10 protein-coding genes are annotated in these 15,429 nt (G+C 63.4%); all 10 read right to left on the bottom strand.

Going from position 1 to position 15,429, the window contains the following annotated elements:
* Positions 1-121 precede the first annotated feature (121 nt).
* The 10 genes from ACFMO7_RS13145 to ACFMO7_RS13190 all read right to left on the bottom strand — a co-directional run bounded on the left by ACFMO7_RS13145 (position 122) and on the right by ACFMO7_RS13190 (position 15,275).
* A complete protein-coding gene (locus ACFMO7_RS13145) occupies positions 122-1,261 on the bottom strand; it encodes a hypothetical protein (protein ID WP_376795938.1) in 1,140 nt (379 codons plus the stop codon).
* Entirely contained in the window at positions 1,254-2,798 is a 1,545-nt protein-coding gene (locus tag ACFMO7_RS13150) for a hypothetical protein (RefSeq protein WP_376795939.1), read from the bottom strand. Before ACFMO7_RS13150 ends, ACFMO7_RS13145 begins: the two co-directional genes overlap by 8 nt.
* A 93-nt stretch (positions 2,799-2,891) precedes the next feature.
* The gene (locus tag ACFMO7_RS13155) at positions 2,892-4,193 is read right to left on the bottom strand and encodes a gamma-glutamyl-gamma-aminobutyrate hydrolase family protein (protein WP_376795940.1); all 1,302 of its coding nucleotides are present in this window, start codon (positions 4,191-4,193) and stop codon (positions 2,892-2,894) included.
* 102 nt (positions 4,194-4,295) lie between these two features.
* A complete protein-coding gene (locus ACFMO7_RS13160; RefSeq protein WP_376795941.1) occupies positions 4,296-5,678 on the bottom strand; it encodes a hypothetical protein in 1,383 nt (460 codons plus the stop codon).
* 411 nt (positions 5,679-6,089) lie between these two features.
* Positions 6,090-7,526, bottom strand: coding sequence for a dihydrolipoyl dehydrogenase (gene lpdA, locus ACFMO7_RS13165; protein WP_376795942.1), 1,437 nt, complete (start codon positions 7,524-7,526; stop codon positions 6,090-6,092).
* A 237-nt stretch (positions 7,527-7,763) separates the two neighbouring features.
* The gene (locus ACFMO7_RS13170; RefSeq protein ID WP_376795943.1) at positions 7,764-8,888 is read right to left on the bottom strand and encodes a serine/threonine protein kinase; all 1,125 of its coding nucleotides are present in this window, start codon (positions 8,886-8,888) and stop codon (positions 7,764-7,766) included.
* A 311-nt stretch (positions 8,889-9,199) separates the two neighbouring features.
* Complete coding sequence (locus ACFMO7_RS13175) at positions 9,200-10,663, bottom strand: MFS transporter (protein WP_376795944.1); 1,464 nt, start codon at positions 10,661-10,663, stop codon at positions 9,200-9,202.
* A 404-nt stretch (positions 10,664-11,067) separates the two neighbouring features.
* Positions 11,068-11,307: a hypothetical protein gene (locus ACFMO7_RS13180; protein WP_376795945.1), complete on the bottom strand. Its 240-nt coding sequence runs from the start codon at positions 11,305-11,307 to the stop codon at positions 11,068-11,070.
* 236 nt (positions 11,308-11,543) lie between these two features.
* Positions 11,544-12,710 (bottom strand): acyl-CoA dehydrogenase family protein, encoded by a 1,167-nt coding sequence (locus ACFMO7_RS13185; protein ID WP_376795946.1) that lies wholly within the window; start codon positions 12,708-12,710, stop codon positions 11,544-11,546.
* A gap of 423 nt (positions 12,711-13,133) precedes the next feature.
* A complete protein-coding gene (locus ACFMO7_RS13190) occupies positions 13,134-15,275 on the bottom strand; it encodes a helix-turn-helix domain-containing protein (protein ID WP_376795947.1) in 2,142 nt (713 codons plus the stop codon).
* Positions 15,276-15,429: the final 154 nt, after the last annotated feature.

Consider the following 15,429-nt stretch of genomic DNA (forward strand, 5'->3'; position numbering starts at 1 on the left):
GGGACGCTCAGTGAGCATCGATTGCATCGGCACTGGCTCCTTCTGCCCATGATATTACTCAGTGCGGCGGGAAAGCCGGGAGGCGACGTGCTGGCTGAGCGGGCTTGAGTACTGGGGCGCGTCAGCAGGGGAGGCGGGCTGCGTAGCAAAAAAGTACTTGCGGAGTGACTCGCGAGGGGTAGCTGTTGGCGGAGCCGGAGGTGGGCGATGAGGCGGTCAGGGCCAGCTCCTGAAAGGCGCTGATGGTGATGGTGGTGGTCGAGGTTACGACCAGGCGTAGCCCTCCGAAGCCGCTCTGAAAGGTCTCATCGCGCGCGCTCACCTGCCACTGGCTCGGCTCGGCGGTACCCACCGGCCAGGCCCGGGCCGCTAGCCTATCGCCCTGGACGCGGAAGCGCAGGTTGTAGAAGCGGTTGGCCTGAGCTGCAAAGGGCACGGCGGCCAGGCGCGTCTGCATGCCACCGCTGCTCTTGAGAAGCACAAGCTGGCTGCCGTCAAGGTAGGCTTTATACCAGTTATTGGTGTCCATCCAGCGCGCTACCGAGCCGAGATTGGCTTGTTGGAAGCTGCTGATAGCCCCTGTGAAGAAAATTTCCCCGTCGCTGAAGGTGGGGCCAAGGATGGCGTTGTAGGCCCCCTGGCCGTTGCTGAGCTGGCCCTGCTGGTGCCTGATCGCAAAGATAGCTCCCTGACGGGCATCGGCCTGCCAGGAATGACCGTCGCTGGTGGTCCCCCAGCCGCGTTGGTCGGGTCGCTGGAAGTTGTCCGTGGCCAGATAGCTCATGCCTGCCGGTAAGGCTGTGGGGGTCGCCTGCTGCCTACCGGACGAGACAGCGGGCGGAGGGGTCGCTGTCCCGCCCGTTGGTTTGGGGAGCCGCTCGGAGAGGGCGGTCTCGCCAAGTGACGTGAGCGCCGCCTCGATCGGGGGCAACACGATCAGGGCGTAGAGCAGGGTGGCGATGAGCAGTCCGGCCAGCAGAAGGCCGCCGCCTTCGATCGACACGCTGGCCGTCATCCGCTCTGCTGCTTGATCGCTGGCTGTTCCATTGCTCGCCAAAGTCCCAGGGGCGGACCGTCTTGGCCCGTTCCTGCTCTGAGTCGCTTCTTCCTGGAAACGGTCCCCTTTCCCTCCCCGACGCTGACGGCTCAGGAGCAGCGGTTGTGGCTCTGTGGTTGCCTGGCTGAGACAGGCGCTCCCCTGACGCTCGTCGTCCACGGCAGCGGTTGGAATAAACCACTCTTGGCGTTCTCCGTTATTCATAGTGCCTCTTTTGTAAGAATTGCTCTATCTCCTCGATGAGGGAGGCGTGTTCCTGTCGAGCGGAGGCCGCTCCTGATGGCGAAGGCTGGCCTTGCGGGTATCGCACTCGCTCCCACGGCGTGGGGCGCCAGACAGCAGGTTGGCTCTCTTTTGTTCTATACCTGATCATCTGCCAGGATCCAACCAGGCTTACTAAGAGTACCAGTGTGATCAGAAGCCCTCTTCCGGAGATGATCAGCAGGCCGTCGACGGTCCAGCGTTCGGTCAGCCAGCCGGCCAGCGGGGTCAGCAGCAAGGTCAGCAGTCCCTCGACCACAAAGAGGAAGCGATTGACATGTTCCTCCTGGGCACGCTCGTAGGCGAGCTGACCCTGATCGAGGGAGAGGCCGGGCGGCAGCAGGTGGCGCTGGGAGAAGATCACCGTGCTCAGGCTCGGTCTCAAGCGGGGGAGCAGGATGCCCCAGACCGTAGCGGCGAGGGTATAGAGGCTGAGGCTGATGGTCAGCCAGGCTGGCGTCTGGAGGTTGGGCAGGCCGAGAGCTAGCAGGCAGATCGCCATCAGGAAGGGCTGACAGAGGGCAACCGCCTGGCACCAGGGGCGCCATTGTTCGGGAATCAGGCGGTCGGGAGGCCCGAGGATGCCGCGCAGAGGAACCTGCAGGGCAAAGGCCAGTCCCAGGGCCAGCGCCTGCCCGAGCAGCAGCCAGAACAAGGTTGGCAATGTGCCCTGCTCTTGCAGGATAGAGGCAAAGGGTGTTGGCACGGCGTTCCAGATGCTGCCGAGCGCAATCGCCAGAGGACTGGCCAGCAGAACCAGCCCGAGTTGTCCACGGCGCAGCAGATAGCGCCACCAGCCTCCCTGGAGTAGCCAGTCAAACGTGAGCTGCAGGCGCCAGCGCCGCGCCCCCTCGGTCAGGTCGAACCAGTTATCGACCATGCGCCCTGGTGTCGGCAGGGGGGCGCTGGCCTCGGGCCAGTAGTCGAGGGCCAGCAGGGGGAGCAGGCCCATGATGGAGAGCAGGCCCGACCAGGCCGGCAGCAGCCAGACTACGCTTAGCCCGAACATGGTCCCCAGGGCAGCGCGCGTCAGGGCGATCCGTTCATCAACCGCCGGCCAGGGGCGACGCTGCAGCAGCCAGGCGTTGCCAAGTAAAGAGGAGAAGCCGGCGAGCAGTCCCAGCTCAGCCGTGGCTGGCCACAGTGAAACAGGCAGAGGTTGCAGCACGGGCAGGGCCAACTGCACGAAGGCGCAGAGCAGGAGGCCCGTCCCCCAGTGGCGGGCTGACCCGCGTCGGCTTCCGCTCAGCAGGGTAGTGGCCAGCAGTGAGCCGGCCAGCCAGGCGCTGGCTACCAGCGCGCTTGCCAGGGCCTCTCGACCCTGGACCCAGCTCTGGGCCAGAAGGCGCATCTGCAGGACGCTCAAGCCCAGGCTGCTACAGAGCCAGCCGGCATTTAAGAGGCGACCACCGATCACCGCGTCCAGGCGTTGCTCGCTCAGGAAAGCCGCTTTTTTCAGTTTTGGCGAATGAGATAGCATCGCTCCCTCTGGCAGTTGCTCTGCGTTGTCTTTACTTATTGCTCAGGTTACCTGTAAGAGCTGTGACCAGCCGCGAGCCAGGGCGAGCGGGGATCAGAGGGCTGAGGAAGGGAAGACCTCTGCCTCCGGCACTGGCTGCAGGCGGGTCCGCAGACGCTTGTTGAGGCTATCGGGCGAGGCCATCTCTGACTCCTCGCTGGTCACCGTTGTGATCAGCAGGGGAGGTTCCTGGTGATAGAGCAGGGCCTGATCGCACTCACGCAGCCAGGTGCGGATCTCGGGCAGGAACTGATCCAGCTCCTCCAGGCGCAGCGAGGCGTAGCGGTAGCTGGCATCTACATGGGCGGCGAAGAGGCTGTGGGCCCAGCCCAGATAGACGACCCACTCGGGGTGGAACTGCACGGCCAGCCAGAAGCGGCGCGGATCGCAGTCCTCGATGGCCTCGATGACGCCGTCGGGGGCGGTCGCTGCCACAATCTGGCCTGGTGCCAGGTAGCCAATCAGCTCCCCATCGGGGGTCACGTAGCCCACGATCTGGTGATGCATCGACAGCACGGCGTCGATGTAGTTCCGCTGCGGTCCCCGAGCCTCGGGTCCGCGCAAGATGCGGGCCAGGTGGCTGCGTGGATTGACGGCAATGGGATGCTCGACCCAGTTGTCGGCAGTGATGCGTCCCCGTGCCCGGTGGGGAACCAGGGGCGGCATACCGCGCGGCCACTGCGTGCGAATGTCTTGATAGAGACCACCGCCGCGTACCACGTTCATGACCTGCATGCCGCGGCAGATGCCCAGTGTGGGGATGCAGAGTAACCAGGCCAGCAGGGCGCAATAGCGCTCCCAGATGTCGCGCCACAGCTCGGGTGTCTGGGTCTGAGGATGCATCGCATCGCCGTAGAGGCAGGAGTAGAAATCGCCGCCACCCGCGAAGATCAGCCCGTCGACGTTGCGCACCACGGGCCAGATGATGCGGAAGACCTCCTCGAAAAGATCCTCGTTCCTCAGGATGTCGAAGGGGTCGCAGCTTGGCAGCATGGGCAGGGTCGGTAAGATCAACGGCTCCCCGCCGCTCTCGAAGATGGCGCTGACCGTGGCGGCGTCTCCGGCGTAGACGGGCCAGCCGCCGTCTCGCAGGCAGCCGCTGGACGAGAGCACCCCGATGCGGGGCCGATAGTGAGAGGGGAGCGGTATCCGCTGTCGGCTGCTGACGAAGCGAGCGAGACGCTCGGCCAGGGACGGGCCACCGTTCAGTGGTCCGCTTAGCTCCTCGGTGCGGCGCCGGCTGAGCGCGCCGCTCTGCCCCCGTTCCGCGTTCTGGCTCTGTCCCTGAAGGGCTGTGCGCGCCTCGCGTACCCCCCGCGTAATCATCTGCACATAGTAGTCAGGCTCGCGCGCCATAGCTGCTCTCTGCTCCTCTCTTGTATTCTTTTTATTTCTTTCTTTCTACCGGCTTTTATGGATCATGTGGGCATTCGCCTCAATCTGGCCCCACATGGGCGCTTAGTGGCTTGCTGGGCTTGAGCTGTTGTTGAGAGGGGTTACGTTAAGGGTCGCCAGACGCTCGATAGCGTAGTGGATCTGGGTGACGCCGTCCTGCAGCTCGCCGGTCTGCGGATCGAATTGGCCCACGAAGGCATCCTGGGCCTGTTTGACCAACGTATCCAGCAGGGCCAGGGCGGCGGGCTGGCGGAGCTGGTTGCCGCTCATGTGAACGAGCTGGATGGCCTCCTGGCGAATCTGCTGGTAGAGGGCCTGAACCTTGTTGAGCGCCTCGTTGATCTGCTGGGCCAGCTCGGCTTGCTCGCGTGTCGAGCCGGGCGATTGTACTACTCCTTCCAGGTGGATGCCGATGTGGTGAAGGTAGCCTGGCGGCTGCTGGTTGGCGTCGAACTGTAGCAGGCCCACCCGCCCAATGTGGGGATCCACCAATACCGGCGAGCCGGCAGGCACATCGTTGCCCAGAAACTCGATGCCATCGAGATAGTCAAGGATACGGATGAACTGGCGGTGCATCAGATCGGTGCTGCCATGGTTCCAGTCATCGCGGGCAGCTCCAGCCCATTCGAGAATCTTCTGCCCGTTTCGGAAAAGCCAGATATCGAGGCCGCCGGGTAGCCCCAGCTTTTGCAGGGTGGGATCAAGCGCTAATAGATGGCGAAGGTGGTCCAGGAGGCTATAGTGATGCTCGCTGTCCTGGGGATCGGGGATGTCGGGAATCGCCGCCTGGTAGCGCCAGGTGCTGCGGTCGAGGGAGGGGACCGTTGGTGTGAAGGCCGCGTCTTCCTCGGTCACCAGAAAGCGGCTGGCAATGGCCAACAGATTGGTATGCTGCTGGTCGCCCTTGTAAAGGAGGTGGGCGGTGCCGTTGCTCAGGGTCAGCTTACCCAGAAGGATAGACTGACTCTCAACGCTGTCATCGCTCCGTAGCCAGGCATAGTAAGCTTTGCCGGGCGCTGGGGGCGGAACCTTGCTCAGATCGACCTGCACCTGATCGGCGATACCTTGACTGGTACTCACGTTGACTTGACCACTGCTCAAGAAGAAGACATGACCGACAACCGCGCTGGCCGCCCCGGCCCCCGTTGATTGTGGAGAGGTCGTGCTGCTGCGAGCGAAGGGAAGCAAGTTGAGGGCCCCGCTGACCAGCAGGACCACCAGCGAGGCCACCAGGGCCAGGCCGACAACGATGGTTGGCAGCCAGGACCGGCGCCTCGAGGCGCTGCCGCCGAACTGGCCGAGCGGGCGGGTCGTCGGCAGTGTGCCAAGTGGCTGCAGACCGCTGCCGCTGGGGCTGCCACTGGGGCTGCCACTGGTGTGGCTGTTGCTGCCGCTGCCGGTCACTGGACCGGAGCGCGCTGGCTGCTCAAAACGAAAAGGCTTCACGGTGCATCCTCCAGTCTCTCTGGCCGCGCTTAAGCAAGTGAAACGAGAGATAGAGGCAGCGGATACCATCAACATCAACAAGTAGAAGCCACTTGATTGCTGAGCGAGATAGTCTATATGTGCAGCTCGCTGCCTCTGCTGCAAGTGTATGCGCCGTCTGAGGCAGCGGGCGCTCTTTTTGAAAAGGCTTTAAAGGACAGGCTCCCCGAAAATTTTGGACAAAGTGCCTTGCTTACCGGTCTCACCTATCGTCATATCTGGCAATTGCTGTTACGCTTGCTGGGGGCCTGCTTTGAGGTTGGGGGAATCTCTGGCCAGCAAGAGAGGACCGGAAGAAAAAGCAGCCTGCCGGACCGAAGTCGGCAGGCCATCGATGGGGTTGGGGATGAGCGAGAGAGGCTAAGAGCCTGGCTAACGGCTATGGGCGGCAGCCCTGGGCGCCTTGGGCGGGATGTGGAGCGGGCGCCCCTCTGCTGCCAGGATGGCCTCGCGTAGTCCCTCGCTGAGGGTCGGATGGGGATGGATGGTCTCAATGATTTCGTCGCCGGTCAGTTCGCCGCGCATCGCTACCGAGTACTCGCTGATCAGATTGGTTGCGTCGGGACCGATGATATGGGCGCCGAGAATCTCGTTGTACTTGCCCAGAATGACCTTGGTGAAGCCGTCGGTCTCGCCAATGGCCACCGCCTTGCCGATGGCGCTCCAGGGGAAGCGCTCCACGCGCACCTCCTGGCCGTACTGCTCGCGGGCCTGGGCTTCGGTCAGGCCGACGAAGGCCACCTCGGGGAAAGTATAGATCGGATTGGGCACCACGCTATAGTCCATGCGAGCGGAGTGGCCGAGAGCGTTTTCCGCTGCCACCTCGCCCTCCATCGAGGCCACGTGCGCCAGCCCTGCCCCATGCACCAGATCCCCGATCGCGTAGATGCCTGGCAGGTTCGTCTCCATCTGCTCGTTGACGCGGACCCGACCGCGATCATGATCGAGGCCCTGCTCAAACAGCTGCTCCAGGCCACTGGTATTGGGCCGGCGGCTGACGGCCACCAGCACATAAACGCCGTGGAAGACCTGCTCGCCCTGCTCGCCGCGGGCGATGACCTTCTTTTGCTCGCCGTCGTCCTCGATCGCCTCGACCCTGGCCCCGGTGGCGATCGTGATGCCGCGTCGGCTCAGAATGCGCACGAGCAGGCGACGCACCTCCTCATCGACAGGCGCCAAAATATCGGGCAGCATCTCGACGATGGTCACGCGTGAGCCGAGGGCCTGGAACATGCAGGCCAGCTCGACGCCAACCACGCCGCCGCCCACGCAGACCAGGCTCTCAGGCACCTCCGTCAGGCTCCAGCACGTATCGCTGTTGATGACGTTGCGCCCATCGATTCCGGGAAAGGGTGGCATCAGGGGGACCGAGCCATTGGCCAGAATCACTTTCTCGGCCCTGAACTGCTCGCGGCTGCCATCGCTCTTCGTCACCGTGACCGTGCGATTGGCCTCGACGCTGCCCAGTCCCTCGTAGATTGTCACATGGTTGCCCTTCAACAGGGCGCCCACGCCGTTGGTCATGCGCTTGACAACCTTATCCCTGAAAGCCGCGGCGCGCTGCATGTCGAAGCTGGGCGGCTGCGGCAGAGTGATCCCCAGCTCGTCCAGGGAGGCGAGGCGGTGCAGGCTCTCTGCGACGTGCAGCATGGCCTTGGAGGGGATGCAGCCCACATTGAGACAGGTCCCTCCAAGATACTGCTTCTCGACAATAGCAACGCGGGCACCAAGCTGAGCTGCCCGAATGGCCGCCACATAGCCGCCCGGGCCGGCACCAATCACAGCTACATCATACTGGCTACTGGTCATGGAACTTCTCTCCTGCAACCCATTTGCGTTGTGGGTACCTCAGTCAGTATAGCACGTTCCAGAGAGCGCGACCAGCAGCCCGCTTTCTTCTGTCTCCCGCCGCCTCTCTCCAGAGTGCAGAGCGCAAAAGAGCGCCCGCCCGGCCCACTTCGGGCCAGGCCAGACCTGGCCCGACTCGGCCAGGCTTAGCCACTCCTGGCCAGGGAGAGACCTGGCGCCGCGCCGCCCTCTCGCTTGCTAGGGACGCAGGAGAACCAGCAGGACGCCCAGGAGCAGCAGCACGCCGATGGCGGCAAAAACGCCGGCATTGAGGAGCATGTTGCTGCGGGCCTGCTCGCGGAACTGCTCTGACGGCAGGTGCAGCGGATCGGCTGATGAGGCGCTGACCGCCGCCTCGCCTTCTTGCCCTTCCAGGTAGCGCTCCAGCAGAGCTTCCAGGTCCCGCTGCATGGCGCTCGGATGGGGATAACGCTGGGCCCGCGACAGGCTGAGCTGACGCACAAGGATCATCTCCATCTGCGGGCTGACGGCGGGATTGAGGCGGCGCGCCGGCGGATGGAAGAAGACCAGGCGCTCGTTGGGATCGTAGCCGGTAACGGCGTGGTGAAGGGTGGCCGCCAGACTGTAGAGGTCGGCAGATGGATCAAGCTCGCCGCGCACCTCCTCCGGGGCGTAGTAGCCTGCCGCCACCTTGTCCCCTTTCTCGACGGGCGGATCGGGTGGAAAGAGAGGAATGTGGATCAGCCAGGCCGTCTGCTGGGCCGTGTTGATCACGATGGTTTCCGGGTTGATCGAGCCGTGCACGATCGGCGGCTGCTGCTCGGCCAGAATGGCCAGTAAGCTGCAGAGCTGATAGCCGTAGTGGACCACCTGGGCCTCGGGGAGCGCCCCGCCCTGGCGCTTGAGCAGCGTTCCCAGGCTCTCCCCTTCTGGCTGAGTGAGCACCAGGAAATAGCTGCCTCGCTCGCTGAAGCCGTCCACCACCTGGGGAAAGCCCTGGTGCTGGCCAAGCTGTTGCTGGCGCTCCATCACCTGGGCAATCACCTGGTTGGCACTGGTGCGCTGGAGCAGCTCCGGCGGCATCAGGACCTCGCGAATCAGAACCTGGCGACGCCCCAGCTCCTGATCAAGCGCCGACCAGGCCCGCCCCTGGCGACGTTGCGTCTCCGGCAGAGGCACCGGACCCAGAATGCGATACCGGCCCTTGGCCAGACTGTCGCCGCGCATCAGCAGATACTGCTGGGGTTGAGGCAATCCCAGCAGTGCCCCCGTGGTCGGTGGCGCCATTGCCGTCTGGTAGCCACAGCGTGGACAACGACCGTCAAAAAACATTCCCTCGTACGCGCAACGTGGACACCGCATACGCTACCTCTCCTTTTCCGGCATCCGAGCCAGAAGAACAGCTAACAACTTCGTTTTTCTCTTCTCGTCTCATAGTCACTGACTGATATGTCAAGAGAGGGATCTCGGGCTGTGGTCTTCCAGGCTTGCGACAACATGAACAGGTCGACGAGTATCGTGCCAGGCGGCGTATAGAGCGCATCAGTAGGACAGAGCCTTTAACGTCCTCGAGAGCCCCTGGTAGAGAGCGCCAGAGGTTCATCTTTGAGCGAGGGGAGAGGCAGGCCGCAGCCAGCAGGCCAGCGGCCCACCGATTGGTCAGGTGGGCCGGCCTAGGGCGATACCTCATCCAGGCGTTTCTGCCGGGTAGAGGGACCGAACTGGGCCAGCAGCGCCGCCAACAGGAGGAAGCTGCCGATCAGCACAAAGGTGCCGCCCGGTCCCAGGCGGGTCACAAGCGAGGTAACGTAGCTGACGCCGATGCCGCCTCCAACATGGCCGATGCCGTCAACCAGAGCGAAGCCGCTCGCCCGGGCGCGCGTTGGATAATTCTCCGTTGACCAGGAATAGACCATCGGGAGCCAGATGTAGCAGCCCATAGCCAGGACGATCGAGCCGAGGGCCGCCAGCTCAAAGTTGCTGCCGCTGCACGCGATGGTGACTTCTCCCAGCGTGGTCAGCAGAGCGGCGATCATTAGCCAGATCTTGCGCTCCAGATACTCACCAAGCAGATAGGCGGAGAAAGCACAGATCATGCTCCCGATGATCCCAAGCGAGGTAATCAGGCCGGCCTCGGCGACCGGATAGTGGAGGGCTACCAGGAGAGTGGTCAGCCCAGAAATGTTCGAGTAGACCGTGATATAGGCCAGTAGCCAGATAACCAGGAGCAGGATCGTCCGCTTGAAATAGGTAGTATTGCTAAAAATCTCCTTGTAGCCCGTGCGACGATCGTAGATGGGGACTTGTAGCTCTGGTTCCGGCGGCGGTAACTCAGCCTTCAGGTGCTCGCGGGCATAGTCCTCCATGCGCTCGACAACGCGCTCGGCCTCATAGACGCGCCCCTTGGTAATGAGCCAGCGGGGCGACTCTGGCAACTGGAAGCGCAGCAGGAGGCCGACGAAGGCCAGGGAGGCGCCGATGGCATAGACAACGCGCCAGCCGAAGGTAAACTGGGGGCCGGCCAGGGCGAAGGGCAGCCCATAGGGAAAAGGCTCCGGAGGGGTTGTCAGGTAAAAGCCGAGCCAGACACCAAGCGAGGCCCCGATCGAGGACAGAATGAAGATGAGGGCGGTATAGCGGGCTCGTGCCCCGCGCGGTGCCAACTCGTTCACATAGGTATTGACCAGGGCCAGATCGGCCCCGATGCCCACGCCGGTCAGGGTGCGCGCCAGGACAAAATGCGTGTAGTCGCTCACGAAGGCCGTGTAGAGGGAGCCGAGGCCGGTGATGGCCATAGTCACGACCATCATATCGCGGCGCCCGTAGCGGTCCGCCAGCGGGCTAAAGATCAAGGCCCCCAGAACGTAGCCCAGCAGATTCATAAGGACGGGGAAGCCCAGGTACTGGCTGGCCGTCAGCGGGAGGCAGCCGACGACGATTTGGGTGCAGGTCTGAATGAAGGAGACGTTGATGTCGCCGATGTCGTAGAACGTGAAGAGCAACCCCAGGCCAATCACCAGCAGCACCATTCGAGGGAGAGCCCAGACCGGAATGCGGTCCTGCCGGGCTACGATCGCCGCCGCGATGCGCGATTTCTTCTGGCCTGGGAAGACGACCTTGCTCGTCTGAGCTGACATACTGCACTCCTATTGCTTCTACGTCTGGGAAATCAGCTATTTTTACAAGGCAAAGCCAAGATTGCCTCTCTGATGTCCTAACAGCCTCCCTTACAAGCAAAAGAAAGAAACGCAAGAATACGCTCCTTCACTCCTATTGACTACGCTCAAGTAGCATGGAGAGAAGGTCACATATGCAGAGCCATTGTAGAGAAAGAGTGGCAGGCAGACAATGTTTAGAAGGACAAATTGATGGAAAGAAATTTGTGCTCAGCAACAAGAAGCACCACGGCCAGTTGGTCCCGCCCGTCGCCTCGTCCCTGATCTGGGGCGCTGCGAGCGGGCGAGACCAACCGCTGGCTCGTGCGGGCTGAGCATGTGGATGGAGAGGGGAAAGAGCTTTTTTCTGCCAGTGCCAGGCGATACTAAGGGCTATCGAGGTAGCGAGCAATCAAGGTCATGGCCTGCTCGCCAACCAGGGCCCGCAACTGGGCGTGGATCTCGCCCATACGCTCCATGCGCCGCGTGATAAAGCGGTGGCGACTCACTCCCAGGGCCAGACCATGCAGGCCGCGCTCTGCCGCCTCGTACTCGGCTTGCAGCTGGGCCAGCAGGCGTGCCACTTCAGACCCGTCTGCGCCGGGCTGCTCTTCGGATCCGGACATAGCCAGCTCCTTCTCTCTTCCGTTCTTACAACTGACTGGTGACCTCTTGCCAACCCATCCCTGGGCGTGACCTGGCCGTCCTTGCCGACAAAAGCTGGGCCTGACTGACCCTCCCCATCCTGGTGGTGGTGGCCGTCAGACAGGTCATTCGGCCAGTCAGCCAGAGGGAGGGACGTGGCTATGGCCTGTCTGATTGCGGTGAACGCTCGCCTCTCGGACTCGGCCCACGGGCCGGTTTAGAGGGTCTCACCGACTTTAACGTGGCCACGCAGCAGGTTGCGAGCGATGATAAAGCGCTGGATCTCGTCGGTCCCCTCGAAGATGCGCCAGACGCGCATCTCGCGATACCAGCGTTCGACCGGTAGCTCCTTGGTATAACCCATGCCGCCATGAATCTGCAGGACGCGGTCTACGACGCGATTGGCCATATTGGCGCCGTAGAGCTTGGCTACCGAAGCGGCCTGGCGGTTATCCATTTGTTGCTCTGCCTGCCAGGCGGCGAAGAGGGTCAGCCAGCGGGCGGCCTCGATCTCCACGTAGGAGTCGGCGATCATCCACTGGATGGCCTGGCGCTCAGCGATGGGCTTGCCGAAGGTCACGCGTGTGCGGGCGTAGTCGATAGCCATCTCCAGCAGGCGCTCGGCGGCGCCAACCGCGCGAGCGGCGATGTGCCAGCGACCGGCGCCGATCCATTTCATTGCAAGCTGGTAGCCCCGGTTCACCTCGCCGAGAACGTTCTCCTCGGGGACGCGCACGTTCTCAAAATAGAGGGCCGCCGGTCCCCACGAACCCATCGTTGGAATATAGCTGGAGCGCCAGCCCATCTCGCGGTCCACCAGGAAGCAGGTCAGGCCCTCGCGTACACCCTTTTCGGGGTCGGTGAGGGCGAAGACCATAGCGAAGTCGGCCTCGTTGCCGTTGGTGATAAAGATCTTTTCGCCGTTGAGGACCCACTCATGGCCATCCTTGACGGCCCGCATCTTGAGATTAGAGACGTCGGAACCCGCCCCCGGCTCAGTCAGAGCGAAGCAGGAGCGCCGTTCGCCGTTGATGGTGGGGATCAGGTAGCGCTTCTTTTGCTCCTCGTTGCAGCTGTAGAGAATGTTATCGGCGGAGCCGCCGAAAGTGAAAGGCACAAACGTGCGGTAGAGTTCAATGGTGATGACCGCCGTCATGATCGGGCCAAGATTAGCCCCGCCATACTCCTCGGGCGTATTGATGCCCCAGAAGCCCAGTTCTCGGGCCTTCAGCTGAAGCTCGCGGAGCCTGGCGCGGTCTAAACCGGGGCGTCCCTCTCGTTCATTGCGCAAGACCTCGCCTTCCAGTGGCATCAGCTCCCTCTTGACGAAGGCGCGCACCGTCTCCTGGATCATCTTCTGTTCTTCTGTCAGGCGAAAATCCAAAGTTCTCCTCCTCGTTGGTTACAGGCAGCGCGTTCTCTACCGGCTTATTGAGCAGGGCCTGACCGACCCTCTCCCCGGCTGGGAGCAGTGCCGACCTCCGGCCAAAGGCGGCTCTGGGACTGGGGACTTCCCAGACGGCAGATGGCTTGTCGGTCAGTCGATCGGCGGCCAGCCCGGCAACGGCCGGCGAGCAGACAGGCGAGACTGATCAGGACGCCTGGTCCGGGTACAGAGCTATTGTATGAGGAGAACAACGGGGAAGGGCAATGTTCTGATCGACAAATTTACTGCCGCTTCTTTGTGGCAGAGCACAGGAGGCCGCCCGCCGGATCGAGCTGGGTTCAGGCGGTTCCGCTTGGAAGAAAGGGAAACGAGCGTGAGCGGGCGGCCTCCTCGTAGCCTCGGGCCTCGGCGAGACAGGCGTTAGTGCCCGGCGGCGCTGGCGCCCTCTTCGGCGTGAGTGCGCTGCCAGATAAAAGCTGCCAGCGCCATCGCCGTCTGTTCTTTGGGCGTCTGCTCATCGTTGCCCAGCAGGTCCTGGGCCCGATGCAGGCGGTAGCGGATCGTATTGACGTGGACCCCCAGGCGCTCGGCCACTGCCTGAGCCGAGCCGAGCGTTTGGGCCAGGACGAAGGTTTCGGTCAGGTGCGAGCCGGTGGCGCGATCGTAGTCAAGCAGGGGCTTGAGCAGTTTGGCGGCGAAAGCCTCCAGATCCTTTGTCAGGCGTGGATTCTCCAGCAGGCTATCCAGGCCGAACGTATAGACGTCGAGCAAATACTCGCCATAGCCCTCGCGGCGCGCCTTCTGCGCCAGCGCGATGGTATGTGTCAGGCCCATCTTGAGGTCTTCCAGCGAGTGGTAGCGCCCGCCGTAGACGATCCAGAGCGGCTGAACGCCGCAGTGTTGCAGCAGGGCATCGCGCACCTTCGAAGGCGGTTGCGGAGCCTGGCCTTCCAGCAAGACGATGGCCGTGTCGTCATCGACAAAGATCAGGGGACTCTTCAGGCACTCGAGGACCACGCTCTCAGCGATCATGCGCTTGCGGGCCGACTTCATGGCCTGCAGGCTCTCTGCCGGCCAGGCCAGCACCCAGAACTGACCGCGCTCCACCGGCAGACCGAGCCGATAGCCGTCTTGCTCCACATAGTGCAGTCCCTGGCCCTTCAACAGAGAGCGAAGCCATTGCTCGCGGCGGCGGTCGAGCTGGTCCTGCACCTGCTCCAGGCGCGTGATCACCAGGTTGCAGGCCACCACCAGATCGTAGAGGAAATCCGGCCACTGCGGCGGCGGAAGTGGAACCGCGGGGCAAAGGTAGACCGAACCAGGGCGCTCCAGACCGGAGAGCGCCAGCGGGACCACCTGCACCTTCTCCGGCTGGCGCGCGCGCTCAGCCCGTAGCTGCTCCAGCTCCTCGCTGCGCGCCAGCACATAGGGCTTGCCGCTGCCATCCGTCACAATCACCGGCCCCTTGATCAGTTGACTGGCCCAGTTCTCGACGGCTTCCACGCGGCTGGCGTGCAGCAGCAGCTCATACCAGGCGGTTTTGGCGTCGGGGGTCCGTGTCAGGCCGGGCCAGTGGATCAGGGTAGGACGCTCGCCGGGCGGCAGCGGTTCCAGCAGGCGGGTGAGGCGTTGGCCAAGGAGGAATTCGGCCAGGGAGAAGGGGGCGACGGTACGCCGCGTCGTATAGAGGACGGCGGCCACGTGGGCGCTCCCGTCGTGAACCGTTTGCGAGCGCACGGGCAAAGCCATGCCAGAGCGCACCTGTTCGCGATCAACGATGTCGCAGACGCTGGGATCGCGGTAGGGGGAGTTGCGATAATCGCCGCGCCCCATCGGGGTGCCGTAGGCGGCGACGCGGCCCCCGATGCCGCGTCCCAGGCCCAGGGCGAAGCCGAAATTGCTATGACGCGCCCCCAGGTGGCTGGCGATCTCCACCACATCGTTATAGGCGCGGCCCCAGAAAGTGAAATCGGCGCGCGTCACGACGCGGGCCAGGCTCAAGACAGCGGCCAGAGCCTGCGCGTCGCCGTGCGCCAGAGCCTCGATCAGAGCGCGGTCATGAACGGGCGAGCTGGGCGAGAAATAATGCTCCTCCTTCTCTTCCACCTCGAGCAGGGCCTCCAGGCTCTGGCGAACGCGCAGCAGCCCCTCGTTGAGAGGAAGGGGAAGGGAGCCGCTCGCCCCGAGCGTGGGCCAGAGAATCCAGAAAGCGCGCCGATTGCTCTCGGAGGAAGCCAGCTTTACGAGGAGGGCCGGGGGCATATCGCTGAGGCTGGCGCGCAGGTCACGTTCGAGTACGCCGGCCACGACCTCGGGGGAGGGATCGAGACGGGCCGAGAGCCAGCGATGCATGGCGTTGCGCCGGATACCGGCGTAGTAGACCTTCCACGGTCCCCTGCGCTGGGGGCAGGGCCAGATCAGAGCTGTGGCCACGGCGGGCGCGCGGCTCAGCAGCTCCTGGAGGGCGCGCGCGATCGCTTCGTCGCGCTGCTCCGGGTAGAGGGCCGCGCTCTTCAGGGCATGCGTCACGGCGGTCCAGGGATCTGGACAATGCTCTTGCATAGTGGCGCCCTCGCCATTGTGGAAGCCAACAAATAGCCATCCGCCAATTTGTAGATAGAGACATTGTATACCATTGCGCTGCCTGTTTACAATAGGCTTGCACGAAACGCCAGTGGCCGCCAGGGTCGGTGGCAGCAGCGAGGAGGCGGGCCTG

Source organism: Thermogemmatispora sp., assembly GCF_042408735.1.
Lineage (GTDB): Bacteria > Chloroflexota > Ktedonobacteria > Ktedonobacterales > Ktedonobacteraceae > Thermogemmatispora.

What these genes read in the sequence shown, in the direction of transcription:
- ACFMO7_RS13155 (WP_376795940.1), bottom strand. Translation starts at nt 4,193, where the DNA reads ATGGCGCGCGAGCCTGACTACTATGTGCAGATGATTACGCGGGGGGTA.
- ACFMO7_RS13145 (WP_376795938.1), bottom strand. Translation starts at nt 1,261, where the DNA reads ATGAATAACGGAGAACGCCAAGAGTGGTTTATTCCAACCGCTGCCGTG.
- ACFMO7_RS13150 (WP_376795939.1), bottom strand. Translation starts at nt 2,798, where the DNA reads ATGCTATCTCATTCGCCAAAACTGAAAAAAGCGGCTTTCCTGAGCGAG.
- ACFMO7_RS13190 (WP_376795947.1), bottom strand. Translation starts at nt 15,275, where the DNA reads ATGCAAGAGCATTGTCCAGATCCCTGGACCGCCGTGACGCATGCCCTG.
- ACFMO7_RS13175 (WP_376795944.1), bottom strand. Translation starts at nt 10,663, where the DNA reads ATGTCAGCTCAGACGAGCAAGGTCGTCTTCCCAGGCCAGAAGAAATCG.
- ACFMO7_RS13180 (WP_376795945.1), bottom strand. Translation starts at nt 11,307, where the DNA reads ATGTCCGGATCCGAAGAGCAGCCCGGCGCAGACGGGTCTGAAGTGGCA.
- lpdA (WP_376795942.1), bottom strand. Translation starts at nt 7,526, where the DNA reads ATGACCAGTAGCCAGTATGATGTAGCTGTGATTGGTGCCGGCCCGGGC.
- ACFMO7_RS13170 (WP_376795943.1), bottom strand. Translation starts at nt 8,888, where the DNA reads ATGCGGTGTCCACGTTGCGCGTACGAGGGAATGTTTTTTGACGGTCGT.